Genomic DNA, 15,109 nt, shown 5'->3' on the forward strand with positions numbered 1-15,109 from the left:
GAGCCGCCACCGGACTTGGCGCCGGACTTCCCGCCGCCTGTCTTGCCGGACGTGCCGGAGCCGCGGCCGCCACCGCTGCCGCTGCTGCCCGAGGAACCGCGGCCGCCGCCCCCGGTGGAGCCGCGGCCGCCGCCGAGGGCCTTGCGGCCGAAGTCCTGGCTGGAGGGCGCCTGCTTGGCGCGCTGCTGGACGGCCTTGTCGCCGATGCTCTGCATCGCCACCCCGTGCTTGGCGGCGGCCTCCTCCAGGGCGAGCTGGTGCTTGAGGCGGGCCTCACGCAGCGGCGCGTTCTCCGCCTCGCGCTCCAGACGGCGCTGACGCCAGTCCTGCACGGCGGTCGCGGTGCCGCGCAGCGCGGCCAGCGCGACCGCCAGCGTCGCCGCCAGGCTGAGCACCCCAAGGCCCGGCGCCTCGGCGTCCTCCTCGTCTTCCGGCGCGTCCACCCCTTGCGTACGGAGCGCAACCTGGGCCTGGCCCGCGCCGGGGGCGGGCGGCAGGGACGGGGACAGGACGGCCAGGGAGTCGGCCGCCGAGCGCCGGCAGCGGGCCGGAAGCGCTGCCGCTCCGCCGTCGTCGTCGGGGTCGGTGTCGTTCGGGGTGTCGTCCGGGTCGGTCGGTGGGGTGGCGGGCGGCGCCGGGGGAGGGGCGCCGGGGACCGGGGGGAGCCCCGGCGGAGCCCCTCCCCGGGGACGGAAGGGGTAGATCGTTCCCCCTCCGTCGCCGTTCCGGTTGTCGTCAGACACGGGTTCTCCAAGGGTTGACAGAGGGTGACCGGATCGGGGATCCTCGCGCGCCCGCGCGCCCGTGCGCCCGCGCGCCCGCCTTGGGACCCCCGACCCGGCCCGTCTCCGGGTGGTGGTGATGGTGATGACGATTACGCGCGGTCACCGCGACTGGCGGGCCGCCCAGTTCTCCAGAGTCAGCGCCAGGTCCTGCCAAGCTTCCGGATGGGCCTTGCAGATCACCCGGCACCGGTCCCACCAGGCATCGGCCAAGCCCGCGTGACCGCGCTGCTGGACCTGTCGGGCCTGGCGTGCCTGCCAGTGGGCCTGGCGCCGGGCGGCCCGCTCCTCGGCGGCCGCCCGTACCTCCGCCACGTCAGGCTCCCTTGCGGAACAGGTCGTTCACGCCACGGACCGCCGTCCCACCGGACGCCGGAGCGGGCTCCTGACCTGCGGTTTCGCCGTCTGCGGTCTGGTCCTCGCCGGGCGGCGGCGCGAGGGTGGCGGCCGTCTTGTGCAGGCTCTTGGCCGCCAGCGCGCCGACCGCGCCCTTGCGGCCGCCCTTCGCGGCGGCCTTGTCCGCGGCCTGCTGCGCCCGCTTGGCCGGCAGGGACGACACTTCGTTGACGTGGTCGGCGTAGGAGGTCCGTAGCGCCCCTGCGGCCTGCGCGGCCTTGCGCGACGCCTTGACCAGCGCCTTCAGGTGCCGGTCGACCTTCCAGGACCTCCAGCGGGCAGCGAAGCGCGAGTCGCCGTCGATGTGCTGACTGCGCAGCGCCGTCTGGAAGGTGGCGCGCACGGCCTGGTACTGGCTCAGGTCCGTGTTGTGCTCCCGCTCGCGGTCCAGCGACCACGGGGTCAGGTGCTGGAGGTACAGCAGCGGCCGGAACTCCGCCGGCACACGGTTGAGCACCTCCGGCGTCACGTGCAGGTCGATCTCTTTCTTCATCTCCGACGACACGGTGGATCTCCTTTTCGGGGGTGGGGGCCCGCTCGGGGCAGAAGCGGGCCCAGCCCGCAGGGCGGTGCTCGCCGCCCGCGCTCAGGTGCGGGCGGCGAGGTTCAGGTGCGGGTGCGCGGCTTCGACCCGGTCGCGGATGCGCTGAGCGGTCGGCCGGGAGGGTGCGCCCATCCCGGCGGCGCTCAGCGCGTCGCGGATCTCGGTCCACTCCGGGCGGCGGCCCGCCGTGTAGAGCCCGCGCACGATCTCGTCCTGGCGCTCCTTGAGCGCGCCACGCTCACCGGTGTGAGCGCGCTTGGCCTGACGGCGCTCACGCTTGGGACGCTCAGAGGACGGGCGCTCACCATCAGCACGGTGAGCACGCTCACCCGTGGTGCCTTGAGCGCGCTCAGCGCCCGTACGGTGAGCGCGCTCGCCCTGCTGGTGAGCGCGCTCAGCGGTGCGCGGCTGAGCGCCGGACTGAGCGGGCGCGGCACCGCGCTCAGGCACGCTCCCGCTCTCGGGCTGAGCGCTCGGCTTCGTGGTGCCGTGACCGTCTTCCTGGAGCTGGTGGATGCGCCAGACGATGGCAACCACGACGATCACGGCGATGACGATCAGCCAGACGCTCGGGTGCTGTTCGCCGTTGACCACGGTCATGCCGGCGCCGGTGCGGTCCGCCACGTGGAAGGTGATGTTGGTGGCGGCCATCAGGCCGAGAGCGAAGCCCACGTCCTTGCGCTTGCGGAACGCTGTGATCGCGTAGACGTCCAGGCCCAGCGGCAGGGCCCATCCGGCGTCGCCGATCGGGGTGTCGCCCAGGCCGACCAGCCGGGCGAACTGCCACTCGCCGGACGCGGTCAGGACGATCACCGCTGCCAGGCCCACCCACAAGGCGGCCGCCTTGGCGATCTCACCTGCGCTGTACTGGCGCTTGAGGCTGGTCGCCCGCTGCTCGGCAAGCTGGTGGTCCTTCTTGGCGGCCCGAAGCTCCTGTTCGGCGGCCTGGCGGGTCTGCTGGGCTGCCTGGAGCTCCTGTTCGGCGTCGCGGCGGATGTCCGCGACCGCGGCGCGGGCCCGGGCTTCCGTCTCCTGGCGCAGAGTCTGCGCCTCGGCGGCCGCCCGTTCGCCGAGCTGCCCGGCCTCCCGTTCGGCCCGGGCCCGGATGGCGTCGGCGTCGTCCGCGGCCTCGCGCCGGACCTTGTCCCGAAACTCGGCGAGCTCCGCCTCGATGGCGCGACGCCGCTCGGCGAGGTCCTCATCCAGTTCCAGCCGAGCCGAGCGGCGGGCCAGTTCCAGGTCGGAGTCGAGCGCGGCGCGGGCCGCGTGGATCTCCGCGGCCTGACGCTGGGCCTCATCCATGATCCGCGCGGCGTCGGCGAGCGCGTCGCGGTAGGCGGCCTCCGCCGCCGACCGGCGCAGCGCCGCCACGCATTCGGCCTGCTCAGCGGCCTCCGCGAGGATCTGCTGGGCCTGCCGCTCGGCTTGGGCCAGCAGGCCGGTGGCCTGCTCCTCGGCTCGGTCGCGGATCGCCTGGGCGGCGCGGTCGGCGTCCGAGCGCACCCGGCCGGCGGCCGCGCGGGCCGAGGTGGCCATCTGCCGGGCCTGGTGGCGGGCACGGTCGTGCAGCGCCTGCGCCTGGTCCTCGGCGGTGGTGCGGACGCCGTCCGCCGCGGCGGTGGCCTGCCGCAGCCGGTCTCCGGCCTCCTCTGCTGCCTCGGCCAGGACCCGGCGGGCGTCGGCGGCCGCCGCCCGGCGGACCGTACGGGCGCCGTCCTCGGCGGCCCGGAGCAGCTCGGCCGCCTCGGCGGACGCCTGCTGCCGGGCCCCTTCGAGCACATCGGCGGCCCGGTCCATCAGGTCCGCGGCCCTATCGCGCAGGTCCGCGGCGCGGGCCTCGGCCTCCTCCCGCACCTCCGGGCTCGGCGGCACGGTCGCCGACCCGGTCGGGCGGCGCGGCGGCGGTGTCGTCTTCGTCGGCGGCTTGCGGGCCGCCGTCTTCTTCTTCCCGGGGGTCTTATTGCGGGTCGCGGTACGGGCGGCCACGCCTCAGCTCCTCTTCATATCTACGGAGGTGGCCGCCCGTCGGGCGGCCACCTCGGCGTGGTCAGTCCTGGGTGCTGCGGCCGTCTGCGTCGCGCGAGGCCGCCAGGTTCTGGTGCACCTCGTACGCCGCCGCATCCCACCGCTCCTCCACCGGGTCACCGTGCTCCTGGCGGAAGTCCGCGGCAGTGATCGCCGGGGTGCGCCATGCCTCCTTCAGCCCGAAGAAGGCCAGCCACTCGTCAGGTGGTGCGCCATCGAGGTACCAGCGGTCGATCGCCTTGCGCAGCCGCGGTTCAGCGAAGGCTGTCCACAGCGCCACGACGCTGATGGCGACTAGCCAGGATTCAGCCCCGTCCTGCGAGTGGAGGTCGATGAGGTCCGACGGCCCCTGCGCACCGAGCGCCGGGACCAGGGAGGCCGAAACAGCGGCGATGGCGAGCACCACGAATGGGGTGATGTTGCGCACCGTGAAGTGCCCGACGCTGGCGATCCAGTAGCGCCTGCTCATGCCCACACCTCCGCGTCCTGCTCGGCGATGACGCGGCGCGCCAGCTCCTGCTGGATCCGGTCGGCGGCCGTCACCGAACCGTCCTTGCGGGCGGCCTCATGGGCCCTGACCAGCAGCAGGTTGTTCACGCTGCTGAGCGCGTGCGCGCAGTCCGCGCAGTCCTCGGCGAGATGCGAGGCCAGGACCTCCGGGTCGCTGACGTGCTTGTCGGCGACCGCGGACGGCGGCAGCGTGGCAAGCGCGGCCTGCCGTTTGGCTTCCAGGGCCCGGAAGTACGTCTCGATGAACGGCTCCTGTGGCGCCGGCGACAGCGGGGGCAAGGCGCGCCGCCAGCAGCTCCAGCCGGTGACCGGGGCGGACTCCGGCACCTGCGACCAGGTCAGCGGGTCCGGCAGGGACGGATCGGCGTCGCGTGCGGCCTGGTCGGCCTCGCCCTGCGTGCGGTGGACGCTGTGCAGGCGGCCGTCGCGCACCAGCACGTGCACGGGCCGGGTGGCGGCGTCGGTGTAGTGGTCGAGCGCGCCCGCCAGCAGGTCTCGGATGCGGCGCAGGCCGGAGACCTCAAAGGCGGCGCGGTCCAGGTCGTCGCTGTACTGGTCGGCACGGCGCCGGACAGTGGACAACTCGCGCTTGAGATCGTCGATCTGGCGCTGCTGCCGCTCGGCACGGGCGGCCAGGTCGTGGGTGCGCCGGGCGTAGGTGTTGCGCTGGTCCCAGAGGCGGGCCAGCCGCAGCTGGACGGCCGAGACGCGTGCTTCGGCGTGAGCGCGCTCGGCGATGAGCCGGGCGTACCGGCGCGGGCTGATGAACCAGGTCATGATGGAAACCCCCTGACGCCCGCTGCACGGCGGCGGGCGGAGATGATGCGCGAGATGGTGAGGGCGGCGCGAAAGGCGCAGCGCCCGATCAGGGCGGCGCCGAGCAGGCCGGGCGCGGCCGCCGCCGACGCCACCAGGACGTCGACGGCGGCGGCGAGCACCGGCTTCAGGAGGAGACCGGCCCCGTAGCCGAGGCCGGTCCCGAGCAGGGCCAGCGCTACGAGCGCGGCCGGGTGCAGCTGGTCGGTGGTGTCCCGCAGGCTGCGCCAGGCCTTGCCGATCCGGCGGACCGGTGACGGAGAGCCGGTCACCCCGGCCCCTCCTCACCGCCACGTTCCAGCGCCTCGCAGGCGGCACGGATCTGCGCGGCCGCCGCGGCCGGCAGCTCGGCGGTGTCGATCGCTTGCAGCAGGTCGACGGCTCGGGTCCGGCGCAGCCGGGCGACCGTCAGATCGTCGGTCGCCGCGTCCAGGAGCCGGGACTGCTGGCCCACCCGGGCCCGCAACCGCCGCAGTTCGTCGTCCTTCAGCGTCAGGACGAACAGGGTGGCGGCGTGGTGAACGAGGTGGGCGCGCAGCTCGGCGAGGGTGGTGTCCCGTACGAGACGCACCCGCACCGGAAGCAGCTTCTTCGGCGTTCCGGCGGCCCTCATGCGACGCCCCCGGTCTTGCCGTACTTGTGCGCGGAGCGGTTGTTCGCCTCGTCGACCTTGCGGTCCAGCTCCCGGCGCTCTTCCTCGGTCATGCCGTCCACCCCGCCACGGTCCTCGCGTCGGCCGGGACGGCGTCGAGGTCGGTGTCGACGGAGGCGACCAGGGCCTCGATCCTGTCAACGGTGATCTCGGCGCTGTCGACGGTGATGCGGAGGTGGACGCGGCCCTCGCACATGGTGCCGAGGATGCGGGCGCCGCCCGGGGTGCGGGTGATGCCGCTGTCCTCCAGCTCGTCGATCAGGGCGGGCAGGAGGTGAACGGCCTGGGGGCTGACGGTGAGATCAGCGGTGATGGTGCCGGGATTCACGGTGACGGAGATGTCGACACCGATCCGGGCCAGGCTCTTGACGTCCTCGTAGACGCTCCACGCCTCGGAAACGACGTCCTCGACGCCATTGGTCAGGGCCTCGGGACGCAGCGGGAGGGCGGCTGAGATGATGGACATGCGGATCTGCTCCCTGTGAGATCGGGTTGGTCCGTGACAGCCCCCGGCACACATGGCGTCTCCAGCGCCGTGCCGGGGGCTGTGCGCCGTCGATCGCGTTCGATCGCGGCGCCGTGAGCGGATGGGGAGTTGCACACGCTGACTCGACGCCAGCCCCGACCCCACCCCTGGGGCCCTGCTCAGATCCGCTCTCGGGCTGCCGTGCGGCCAGCCCCCCGCTCAAGACCACACCAGCCGAAATTCTCGGAAACCTGCTGGTGAGGGGGTCATCTCGTCATTGCTGACGGCAGGGGCGCCGCGGCCCGAATTCAGTCCACTGTTGAGTTTTCAAGGCCAGCACGCTCATCCGGCTTCGCTCCGCAGAGGTGGTCCGAAGGCGCTTTACGGCATATGGCCGTGCCGCAGGCGCACCCGCCCAAGGGCAGGCACAAGGGCGCGAGTAAGGCGTTGACGTGCATGTATAGCCAGCGCAACCGGTTGATTTAGCGCCCTAAACCGGCTGACATCAAAACCATAGGACTGACCTGCGGCGCGAGTCAACCACCTTGAACCAGGCGGGTTTAGTGGGGTAAACATGAGCCCGGGACGAAGGGAGGCACAAATGGAACAGCAGCGACCTGACCCGGTCACATCCGTACTACAAGAGCGACTCGACGCGGCTTTCAACATCACGCTGGCGCAGCTGAAGGAGATGTCTGACCCCTTGGCACGCGCCAAAGCCGCACATAGCTTGACCAGCCGTGCGCAGGACTACGGGAGCGAGTTTCAGGCCGTCCGTAATGAGGCCATGAACGAGACGCTGCGCACGGGCCAGCGGACCAGCACTCAACTGGCGGCCGACCTCGGTATCAGCAAGGGGAGAGTGAGCCAGCTCGCGAAGGGATCACCGCCCGAGCGGCTGTTCCTGGGCTCAGGGAAGGTCATCGTTGCGCTCGCCGAGAAGCTGGAAGAGCGCAAGATGCGCGACGGCAAGGACAAGAGAGTCCAAGGCCCCGTCATCGCAACGGAGGATGTCCAGACCTACGAACACCTAAGAGATCTTGCCGAGGAAGTCGGTTTGGAGATCAGCTTCGAGCGGATCCCTCTCGGCGGCAACGTGCGGCTCAACCGCAACAACCTGGTGGTGATCTGCGGTCCCCGGTTGTCGCCACTGATCGAGCAGATCCTCGAAGGCGACCCCCACCTGCGATTCGACAAGGATGACGATGGCTGGCACCTGGTCGACCGTACGACCGGCGAGACCTACCGCTCCCCCATGGACCACGGCGGGAACGGCGATATCGCCTATTTTGGGCGACTGCCGCGGCCTGACGGACAAGGAACCTTCCTCTACATCGCCGGCATCCACGCCCGCGGCTCCGGCGGCGTCGTCCACTGGCTGAACAACGAGTTGGCCAGCGCTCACCGCGAACTTAAGGCACGGCGGTTCTCTACGCTTATTGCCAGCCGCTTCGACCCTGAGACGCTGGAGATCGTCGCGAGCGAGCGCATCACACCGTTCTACCGCCCGGAAGGGACCTAACGTGCAGGTGACTGTGGCATCAGCCCAGGGAGTGGGAACCGCGAACGAGGACGGTGTCCTCGTCAGCCCCGCCGGGGTCGTGGTTCTGGACGGCCTGTCCGCTCCCGGGGGACTTCCCATGGGCTGTTCCCACGGCACGCCGTGGTACGTCCGCCAGCTAGGCACACACCTGATCAACCTGATCGGCGACGAGACGATGCCCTTGGTCGACGCCCTCCGCTCAGCCATTGAAAAGGTCAATGCGCTGCACCACGAGACCTGCGACCTGGAGCAAGAGGCAGTACCAGCTTCCACTGTCGTCATGGTCCGGAAGCGGACCGACACCGATGCCCTCGATTATTTGGTTCTCTCGGACAGCGTCCTGGTGCTGGACCTCGGTGATGGGCAGATCGAGACGGTCACCGACAAGCGCGTCGAAGAGGTCGCCCACGATCAGATGCAAGCCGCCCTTCAAGGGCCCACCGGCACATCGGATCATGCTGCTCGGGTAGCCGACCTGGTCGCCACGCAGCGGCGGCTGCGGAACCGGCCTGGTGGCTACTGGGTTGTCTCGACCGACCCCACAGCCGCTGAGCACGCGATCACTGGCACCGTCGCCTTGTCCCACGTGCAACGGGCGGCTCTCCTCACGGACGGGGCGAGCCGCCTGGTCGACGCTTTCAGTGCCATGACCTGGTCTCAGCTTCTTGACCTTCTGGAGACCGAGGGGCCGGCGGCGCTGATCGCCCGTACTCGTGAAGCGGAAGAGTCTGACCCGAACGGTTGCCAGTGGCCTCGGTTCAAAGCAAGCGACGACGCCACGGCAGCGTTCGTGCAGTTCCGATCACCTCTCGTCGGCAGCCCGGGCCCTCAAGACTGCTCCGTACCCATCAAGGAGACGACACTCCGAGAGGAGCCTTCTGTCTCACGAGGGTGAGCGGAGGGGGGGAGAATGCTCCCAGCCCTCCCGAGGGCTGTTCCGAGTAGCCGCCCGAGCGCGGTGAAACCACGGACGGAGGAGGCATACGCCTCGTGATCCCACTACCTGCCAGGTGGACGACTAGTACAGCAACGTGCCAAGACCGCACGGAATATCCGGTTGATGAAGCCGGGAGAGGTACCTGAACGTGAAGATCCGCGAACACATCCCCTGAACAGACGATGGCCGCCCCCTGTTGGCGCAGGAAGGCGGCCATCTAAGCCACGACTCAACCTCTAGGGCCCTCAGAAGCCTTTTGCCTGAGTCGTACGTCGGCGGTAACGCCGGGCGCCCCTGACCTCTGGTCGAGGCCCGGCTACCACTAACAGGATAGCCAGGAACGACAGGTTCATGCAGCACCTCACCGTGTTGCTCTGGTCTCTGATCGCCTCTGACGTGCGACTCCCTGCCCACTAGGGAGACCTGCACCACATGCACCACCAACCGCTCGCGACGACCGCGCGGAGAGGTGTCCGCTTTCGCGGATACGACTGCGCGATGCACTCCGCGACACTAACCATGCCGGTCACGTACGACACGGCCATGCTCTTCACCGACACCGCCGGCCCCGGCCACTCCACCGCGGCCGCCACGAACCACGCCGTTCGGCCCACCCCGGGGGTGGCCCGGTGACAAAGCCGCAGCAGCAGATGCGCGAGACGTGGGCGCGGGCGATCGAGCCCGAGCCCAGCGTGACGATCACCGAGGAGACGTTCTTCGGGCACGGTTGGCAGCCGTTGACGATCGCCGTGCTCCAGGCATTGTGGTTCATGCCGCCCGGCGAGAACTTCGACGTGGCCGAGCTGACTGGGTGGTTCCGCGCGATGGGCTGGAAGTCGGCGAACGGCAAGCCGCTCGGCGAGGACGCCGTCCGCCGCGAGCTGGCCTTGATCCGCAAGGCCGGGTACATCCGCGCATACCGGCTCAAGGGTGAGGACGGCCGGATGGTCGGGATGCGTTACGAGATCTCCAAGCGTCCGAAGCCGCCCCAGGAGCGCATCGAGGTCGTCGCCGCCGGTTTGGTAAATCCGCAGGTCACTCCACATGCCTCCAATGACGGCACATGGAATGCGGACGAAACGGAAACCCGCAGGTCGCGCCATGTGCCTCCAATGGCCACATATGGCGAGTCGCCACATGTGGCGGATGGAGCAAAGCCGCAGGTCGCGCCATGTGCCTCCAATGGCGGTTTCCCCCCCACACCCCCCCGGGAGGTGGTGGATACCACCTCCCCCAACCCCCTCACGGACACCGCGGACCACAGCAGGTTCGCTGCGCGAGAAAAGAAGGAGGAGGGGGCGGAAGCGGAGTTCGATGCCAAGGCCATCGCCGCCGCTGAGGAGTTCCTTCAGGAACTGCCCGCGCCGTGGGCCGTCGGGCGGCCCACGGCGAAGCGGTACGCACCCCTGCTGGTGGAGAGCACCAGAGCACAGGGCTGGGATCTCGACGACGCCTTGGTAGCCGAACTGATCAAGGGCGAGCGACCGAACAACCCACAGGGCGCACTCAAAGCGCGTATCGAGAACCTGGTCCGCCGCCACAGGGCCGCCGCGACCGCCACCGTGCCAGGGCAGATCCGCCCCGTCGAGCAGCCAGCCGCTGTCCTGCCGCCGCACTGCGGTCACCTGGACTGTGACGAGCTCACCCGGATGAAGACCACCGAGGACGAGCACGGTTGGCGCTCCATCGCTCCGTGCGCCGAGTGCCACCCCGGCAAGGTCCGGCAGCCCGCTGCCGCCCGCGCCTGACCCCGAAGATCGCAGATGGCCGCCTGGCAGCCTGAGCGGTTGCCAGGTACCCGGATGGACCCGAGGGCCCCTCGTCGGCGCGCTGAGGGGCGCTCAGGCCCCTCCATGGGCCTAACCGATACGACGGCGGCGGCCGGAAAACCTCGCCAGGACCCGGCCGCCGCTCGAAAACTCCCAGAACAGGAGCTCACAGGTGAGCATCGCAGAATTTCCGGACCGCACCGAGTACGAGCCGGGCGACCGGGACGACAACGGCTTCGGCCGTCCTCAGCCGAGCGACCTGGACGCTGAGCAGAGCGTCCTCGGCGCAATGCTGCTGTCCTCCCGCGCGAGCGCCGCGAAGGTCATCGACGAGGTCGAGGCGACCCTGCGCAGCCCCGAGGACTTCTACAAGCCCGCCCACCAGACGATCTACAACACGATCCTCGACATGTACGCCACCAGCACCGGCCCGGCACACATCGACCCGGTCACGGTCGCCGCCGAACTCACCAAGCGCGGCGAGATCACCAAAGTCGGCGGCGCCTCCTACCTGCACACCCTGGTGCAGCAAGTGCCGACCGCCGCGAACGCCGAGTACTACGCGGGGATCGTCCGCGAGCGCGCCGCGCTAAGGCAGGTCATCGAGGCCGGCACCCGCATGGTCGCGCAGGCGTACGCCCAGACCGAAGACGCCGACCGGATCGTCCAGGACGCCATGGCCCAGGTGCAGGCCGCGGCGACCGGCGCCACCGAGGCCACACCGCTGCTGTCCGTCGCCGACCGCTGGGAAGGCTTCCTCGACGAGCTTGAGGCCGGAGCCGACCCCAACGCCCTCGACACTCCGTGGCCCGATCTCAACCACGTGATCCAGCTCAAGCCCGGCCAGCTCATCACCGTGGGCGCAGCGACCGCCGGCGGCAAGTCGCTGTTCGGGATGAACCTCGTCGCCCACGTCGCGCTCAAGCACAACAAGCCCGCGATGGTCGCCAGCATGGAGATGAGCGGCAGCGAGCTGATGGCCCGGCTCACCTCCGCCGAGGCCGGGATCAACCTCGACAACCTCGTCCGCCGCCAGCTCAGCGAACAGGACTGGAAGCGCATCGCCAAGGTCAGCGAACGCCTCGCCAGCGCCCACCACTTCGTCCTCGACGACAGCGCGAACCTCTCCCTGTCGAAAATCCGTGCCCGAATGCGCTGGATGGCGGCCCGCGGCCATGCCCCCGCGATCGTCGTCGCCGACTACCTACAGCTCATGACCCCCGAAGGCACGAACAAGAACGCCAACCGGGCCCAGGAGGTCGCTGAGATCAGCCGCGGCCTCAAACTCATTGCGATGGAGTTCCAGGTCCCCGTCGTCGCACTCGCCCAGTTCAACCGGGGCGCTGTCGGCCGCCGCCCGCTCGTCAGCGACTTCAAGGAATCCAGCGCCATCGAGCAGGACTCCAACATCATCGTGTTGCTCCACCGCGAGCTCGCCGAAGACGGCACTGACACCGGTCCCAAGGCTGGCACGGTCGAGGCCATCGTGGCGAAGAACAGGAACGGAGCCAGCGGCCGGATCGTCGACCTGGCGTTCCAGGGTCACATGGCGCGGCTCTCCTCCATGGGCCGCTGATCTATACGTGCTGTTGTAACGTCTCAAATTCCGTGTCATTTTCTCAGCCGCAGTCTCACGCCGATGTCATGCCGCAGGCCAGCGGCTCGCTTCGAACGGGAGTGCTGAGGAAATGACACGGCTCGTGAGACTGAGGGGCATCTATCGGCTGGCCGGCGGCCGCCACCGTGCACGTCGAGACGCAGAAGAGCAGCGCTTCCGCGCAGACGGTCGCCCGCGGGCGTACGGACACGGCAGACTCGAAGCAGAGGGAAAGGGGCGCCACGCGATGACCGCACAGCCGATCCACCCGCACGGGCCGGAGCGAGTGCCGCGCAACGCCGACGGCATCGGTGCCGCGTTGCGCGGGGAGCGCCGTATGGAGTTCTTCCGACAACTGCTGGCGGCCACGCCCGAGGAGGCCGGAGCCGTGCTGCGCCACTGGTGGTGTGAGGCGATGCTCGACACCGACCCGTCGGGCGACCAGGTCACCGAGGCGGCGCTGGCCGGCACGCTGGAGACGACGACCGTCGCTGAGGCGATCGAGCGTCGCCGTGCAGCCGGGCTGCCCGTTGAGTAAGACCGGCGGTGAGGAGCCGCCAGGCTGGCCCTGCGTTCTGTCGCCCGAGGTCGATGAACTCCTACAGGACGCGTCGCTGCCGGGCGAGGTGTTCGGCGCGATCATCGCGGCGACGGTGCGGATCAACAAGGCCCGGGGCGAAGTGCCGGGCTGTACGGCCTCCGCCCGGTGGCCGCAGCAGCGCCGTATACCGCTTGGCCCGGGCGGCGTGCTCGGCGTCGCCGAGTACGTCATCCTCGCCGAGGCGGAGCCGCCGCACATCGTCCTCACCCGCGTCCAGCTCTACTGATCTACCCAAAGTCGGGGGCCCGGCGAGACACTGTCTCGCCGGGCCCTTTCGGGTTGAGAATCCGTCTTGTTCTGAAGGAAGGCCCGCCCCCTGGGGGCGGGCCTTCTTCATGCTCGGACACTGGTGGGCATCCAGGTCGCGACCGGTGGACGGCCAGGAGGGCACGGGGCCGGTGGGCGGTTTACGTGGCACCGCCGCTGCCGTCTGCGGCGGCTCGGTGGTCCTGTGGAACGGGGCTGGCTACGGAGAGGGTTGGCTCGGTGGTTATTCCGATTTGCCCGGTATTGCCACTGTGTTGGGTGGGGCGCCGTACCGCCGCCGTCCCGGATGCACGCGCGTGAGCGGACCTGCGACCGGTCGCGGGCCGAGGGGGAGCGGGCTGCTGCCGCGCTGTGGCCGAGCCCGGCACGCTCTCCAGCGGCCGCGGGCATCGCCGTGGCGTGCGGTCCGGCTCGCTCGCCATCGAGGCCGGGCGTGGGCAGGGTCGGCCTCGCGGAAGTCGTCATGCGCGACGTTCCGGTCGCGGGCGAGGGGGAGCGCTGCTGCCGAGATGCGGTGGGGCGCCGCGCTGAAAACTTCCAGAAAATGGGCTCTGACCTGCGGGTTTGCGGGTGTCGAAGATTGACTTGAACCCCAAAACTTGAGAGTATGGTCTATGTCGGAAGGGGGCGGGAATCCCCTCCCGGCGCCGGGCCCCCAGGCCCTCACCGAAAACCTCAACGAAGGGGTCTCATGAAGACCGGACGTATGGACAGCCGCGAAGGATTCAGCAAGGGCGACGACGTGCGGCGGGTCGGAGGCCAGGTCGCAGACCTGCCGGAAGACGGCGTGGTCGAGGGCTGGCTCACCTACGAGTACACGCCGACCAAGTGGTACTGCTGCGTCACCTGGGGCGGCCAGTACATCGGCCGCTACCAGGCGCACGAGATCGAGCACGCCACCCAGTCGTAACGACCGACGACCGGCGGGGGCGGGGCGGGAATCCCGTCCCCCGCCGGGTCCCATCACCGAAAAACCTCAACAAGGAGCGCACATGAGCACCACCCTGGAAACCCGCATCGGAGAGCCGGACATCCAGTGCCGCTACCCCGTGATCATCGGGGAGGACCGGGTCATCGGGCAGGCCTTCCGCTGGCACCGTGACTGGCTGGTCGTCACCAGCAAGGGCGAGCACAACCTCCGCCGCCCGCCGACCGGTACCAAGGGCATCGACATGGCCGCCGCGTATCTCGCCGAGGAGTACGCCGCCGGTCGCATCACCGCCGTTGCGCTGGAGCAGATCCGCGCCGAGGCCCCGAAGCCGCCGACCGGCCCGGTGCCCCTGCTGCACCCGCGGATGCCCGCCAGCCCGCGCAACCTCACAGGCGCCAAGACCGCGTTCGCCGGACTGGCCGAACACCGCTGGAGCGCCGTGGCCCACGGTTTCCCGGGGTCGGACAACCCCTGGTACCTGCGCTGCGAGCTGTGCGGCTGGTCCGGCGTCCGCTACTGGAGCCACCTCCGCGGGCGCAACGGCAACCCGCCGTCCCCCTACCGCCACGACGGCGGATGCATCGGCGAGGACAAGGTCCGCGACCTGATCCCCGCCTACCAGAAGTAGCCCGCCGCCCGCCGGGCCCGGACCTCCCCGGGCCCGGCGGCACCGGCCGCACCACACCGCCCGGGCGCCGGCGGGGCGGGAATCCCGCCGCGCCCGGGCCGCACCGAAAAACCTCAACTCCCCTGGAAGGGGCCCGCATGACCACCTTCGAGCCGACCGAGCAGGCCCGCGCCGCCGCCGTCCGGGCCGCCGTGCTGGCGGACATCGCTCGCCGCCGTACCCTGTTCGCCTCCGCCTGGAACGGCCGTGCGCTGCACGTCATCGCCGAGCTGCTCGACATCGTCGCCCTGTCGTTCTACGAGGAGCAGCCGACCCGCCCGGACGGCATCCCCGACAGCGCCCGGCTCGCCCTCGCCGACGCCCAGACCGTCGCCGCCGACACCCCGGGCGCCGGTTTTCCCGCAGGGTTCGGGCAGTACATCACGCATGCCCTGGACCGCCGCCCGCTGACCACTTCGGCCTCTCTCGGTCTCACCGCCTGCGGCCTCGCCGCCGACGACGCCCAGCTCGCCGCCGCACTGGACATCCTGCACGGCCACCTCGCCTCGGCCGCGGCCGAGGAGGTCGCCCAGGCCTTGCTGGAGGCCGTGTTCGCCCTGCACGACAAGCGAGCCCACCTCGCTCAGCTCGCCCGGGGCTGACGCC

Annotated in this window: 18 protein-coding genes and 1 pseudogene; 10 read left to right on the forward strand and 9 right to left on the reverse strand. The window is 70.5% G+C overall.

All coding sequences use genetic code 11. The annotated features are described in order from the left end of the window. The 9 genes and pseudogenes from ACH4FX_RS37170 to ACH4FX_RS37210 form a co-directional block, all read right to left on the reverse strand. Positions 1 to 743 (reverse strand): annotated as a pseudogene (locus tag ACH4FX_RS37170) (hypothetical protein); the annotation flags it as partial. Positions 744 to 884: 141 nt separating this feature from the next. After that, on the reverse strand, positions 885 to 1,097 hold the full coding sequence (locus ACH4FX_RS37175) for a hypothetical protein (protein ID WP_398485902.1): 213 nt from the start codon (positions 1,095 to 1,097) through the stop codon (positions 885 to 887). Position 1,098: 1 nt separating this feature from the next. Further along, positions 1,099 to 1,683: a hypothetical protein gene (locus ACH4FX_RS37180; RefSeq protein ID WP_398485903.1), complete on the reverse strand. Its 585-nt coding sequence runs from the start codon at positions 1,681 to 1,683 to the stop codon at positions 1,099 to 1,101. 81 nt (positions 1,684 to 1,764) lie between these two features. Further along, complete coding sequence (locus ACH4FX_RS37185; protein ID WP_398485904.1) at positions 1,765 to 3,708, reverse strand: hypothetical protein; 1,944 nt, start codon at positions 3,706 to 3,708, stop codon at positions 1,765 to 1,767. A 61-nt stretch (positions 3,709 to 3,769) separates the two neighbouring features. After that, positions 3,770 to 4,216 (reverse strand): hypothetical protein, encoded by a 447-nt coding sequence (locus ACH4FX_RS37190; RefSeq protein WP_398485905.1) that lies wholly within the window; start codon positions 4,214 to 4,216, stop codon positions 3,770 to 3,772. After that, complete coding sequence (locus ACH4FX_RS37195; protein ID WP_398485906.1) at positions 4,213 to 5,034, reverse strand: hypothetical protein; 822 nt, start codon at positions 5,032 to 5,034, stop codon at positions 4,213 to 4,215. The genes ACH4FX_RS37190 and ACH4FX_RS37195 overlap by 4 nt, the downstream gene beginning before the upstream one ends. Then, positions 5,031 to 5,345, reverse strand: a complete 315-nt coding sequence (locus tag ACH4FX_RS37200) for a hypothetical protein (protein WP_398485907.1) — start codon at positions 5,343 to 5,345, stop codon at positions 5,031 to 5,033. Before ACH4FX_RS37200 ends, ACH4FX_RS37195 begins: the two co-directional genes overlap by 4 nt. Next, positions 5,342 to 5,686, reverse strand: coding sequence for a hypothetical protein (locus ACH4FX_RS37205; protein WP_398485908.1), 345 nt, complete (start codon positions 5,684 to 5,686; stop codon positions 5,342 to 5,344). The genes ACH4FX_RS37200 and ACH4FX_RS37205 overlap by 4 nt, the downstream gene beginning before the upstream one ends. Before the next feature lie 88 nt (positions 5,687 to 5,774). After that, entirely contained in the window at positions 5,775 to 6,191 is a 417-nt protein-coding gene (locus ACH4FX_RS37210; RefSeq protein WP_398485909.1) for a hypothetical protein, read from the reverse strand. Between the two features lie 601 nt (positions 6,192 to 6,792). Between ACH4FX_RS37210 and ACH4FX_RS37215 the strand changes: the two genes are divergently transcribed. The 10 genes from ACH4FX_RS37215 (at position 6,793) to ACH4FX_RS37260 (ending at position 15,105) form a co-directional block, all read left to right on the forward strand. Continuing rightward, positions 6,793 to 7,713, forward strand: a complete 921-nt coding sequence (locus ACH4FX_RS37215) for a sigma-70 family RNA polymerase sigma factor (RefSeq protein ID WP_398485910.1) — start codon at positions 6,793 to 6,795, stop codon at positions 7,711 to 7,713. 1 nt (position 7,714) lies between these two features. Next, positions 7,715 to 8,629: a hypothetical protein gene (locus ACH4FX_RS37220; RefSeq protein ID WP_398485911.1), complete on the forward strand. Its 915-nt coding sequence runs from the start codon at positions 7,715 to 7,717 to the stop codon at positions 8,627 to 8,629. 540 nt (positions 8,630 to 9,169) lie between these two features. Continuing rightward, on the forward strand, positions 9,170 to 9,304 hold the full coding sequence (locus ACH4FX_RS37225) for a hypothetical protein (protein WP_398485912.1): 135 nt from the start codon (positions 9,170 to 9,172) through the stop codon (positions 9,302 to 9,304). Next, a complete protein-coding gene (locus ACH4FX_RS37230; RefSeq protein ID WP_398485913.1) occupies positions 9,301 to 10,419 on the forward strand; it encodes a hypothetical protein in 1,119 nt (372 codons plus the stop codon). The genes ACH4FX_RS37225 and ACH4FX_RS37230 overlap by 4 nt, the downstream gene beginning before the upstream one ends. 193 nt (positions 10,420 to 10,612) lie before the next feature. Further along, complete coding sequence (locus ACH4FX_RS37235; RefSeq protein ID WP_398485914.1) at positions 10,613 to 12,016, forward strand: replicative DNA helicase; 1,404 nt, start codon at positions 10,613 to 10,615, stop codon at positions 12,014 to 12,016. Positions 12,017 to 12,284: 268 nt separating this feature from the next. Continuing rightward, positions 12,285 to 12,575 carry a hypothetical protein gene (locus ACH4FX_RS37240; RefSeq protein ID WP_398485915.1) on the forward strand — a complete coding sequence of 97 codons (291 nt, stop codon included), beginning with the start codon at positions 12,285 to 12,287 and terminating at the stop codon, positions 12,573 to 12,575. Continuing rightward, entirely contained in the window at positions 12,568 to 12,864 is a 297-nt protein-coding gene (locus ACH4FX_RS37245; RefSeq protein ID WP_398485916.1) for a hypothetical protein, read from the forward strand. The genes ACH4FX_RS37240 and ACH4FX_RS37245 overlap by 8 nt, the downstream gene beginning before the upstream one ends. 732 nt (positions 12,865 to 13,596) lie before the next feature. Then, the gene (locus ACH4FX_RS37250; protein WP_398485917.1) at positions 13,597 to 13,815 is read left to right on the forward strand and encodes a hypothetical protein; all 219 of its coding nucleotides are present in this window, start codon (positions 13,597 to 13,599) and stop codon (positions 13,813 to 13,815) included. Positions 13,816 to 13,897: 82 nt separating this feature from the next. Next, positions 13,898 to 14,464, forward strand: a complete 567-nt coding sequence (locus ACH4FX_RS37255) for a hypothetical protein (protein WP_398485918.1) — start codon at positions 13,898 to 13,900, stop codon at positions 14,462 to 14,464. Between the two features lie 137 nt (positions 14,465 to 14,601). Next, positions 14,602 to 15,105, forward strand: coding sequence for a hypothetical protein (locus ACH4FX_RS37260; protein ID WP_398485919.1), 504 nt, complete (start codon positions 14,602 to 14,604; stop codon positions 15,103 to 15,105). The last annotated feature ends 4 nt before the right edge of the window (positions 15,106 to 15,109 follow it).

It is taken from the genome of Streptomyces sp. NPDC018019 (genome assembly GCF_044327805.1).
Taxonomy (GTDB): domain Bacteria; phylum Actinomycetota; class Actinomycetes; order Streptomycetales; family Streptomycetaceae; genus Streptomyces.

Coding starts and splice junctions, on each gene's coding strand:
- ACH4FX_RS37190 (WP_398485905.1), bottom strand. CDS start 4,216: ATGAGCAGGCGCTACTGGATCGCCAGCGTCGGGCACTTCACGGTGCGC.
- ACH4FX_RS37205 (WP_398485908.1), bottom strand. CDS start 5,686: ATGAGGGCCGCCGGAACGCCGAAGAAGCTGCTTCCGGTGCGGGTGCGT.
- ACH4FX_RS37215 (WP_398485910.1), top strand. CDS start 6,793: ATGGAACAGCAGCGACCTGACCCGGTCACATCCGTACTACAAGAGCGA.
- ACH4FX_RS37255 (WP_398485918.1), top strand. CDS start 13,898: ATGAGCACCACCCTGGAAACCCGCATCGGAGAGCCGGACATCCAGTGC.
- ACH4FX_RS37210 (WP_398485909.1), bottom strand. CDS start 6,191: ATGTCCATCATCTCAGCCGCCCTCCCGCTGCGTCCCGAGGCCCTGACC.
- ACH4FX_RS37260 (WP_398485919.1), top strand. CDS start 14,602: ATGACCACCTTCGAGCCGACCGAGCAGGCCCGCGCCGCCGCCGTCCGG.
- ACH4FX_RS37250 (WP_398485917.1), top strand. CDS start 13,597: ATGAAGACCGGACGTATGGACAGCCGCGAAGGATTCAGCAAGGGCGAC.
- ACH4FX_RS37195 (WP_398485906.1), bottom strand. CDS start 5,034: ATGACCTGGTTCATCAGCCCGCGCCGGTACGCCCGGCTCATCGCCGAG.
- ACH4FX_RS37240 (WP_398485915.1), top strand. CDS start 12,285: ATGACCGCACAGCCGATCCACCCGCACGGGCCGGAGCGAGTGCCGCGC.
- ACH4FX_RS37225 (WP_398485912.1), top strand. CDS start 9,170: ATGCACTCCGCGACACTAACCATGCCGGTCACGTACGACACGGCCATG.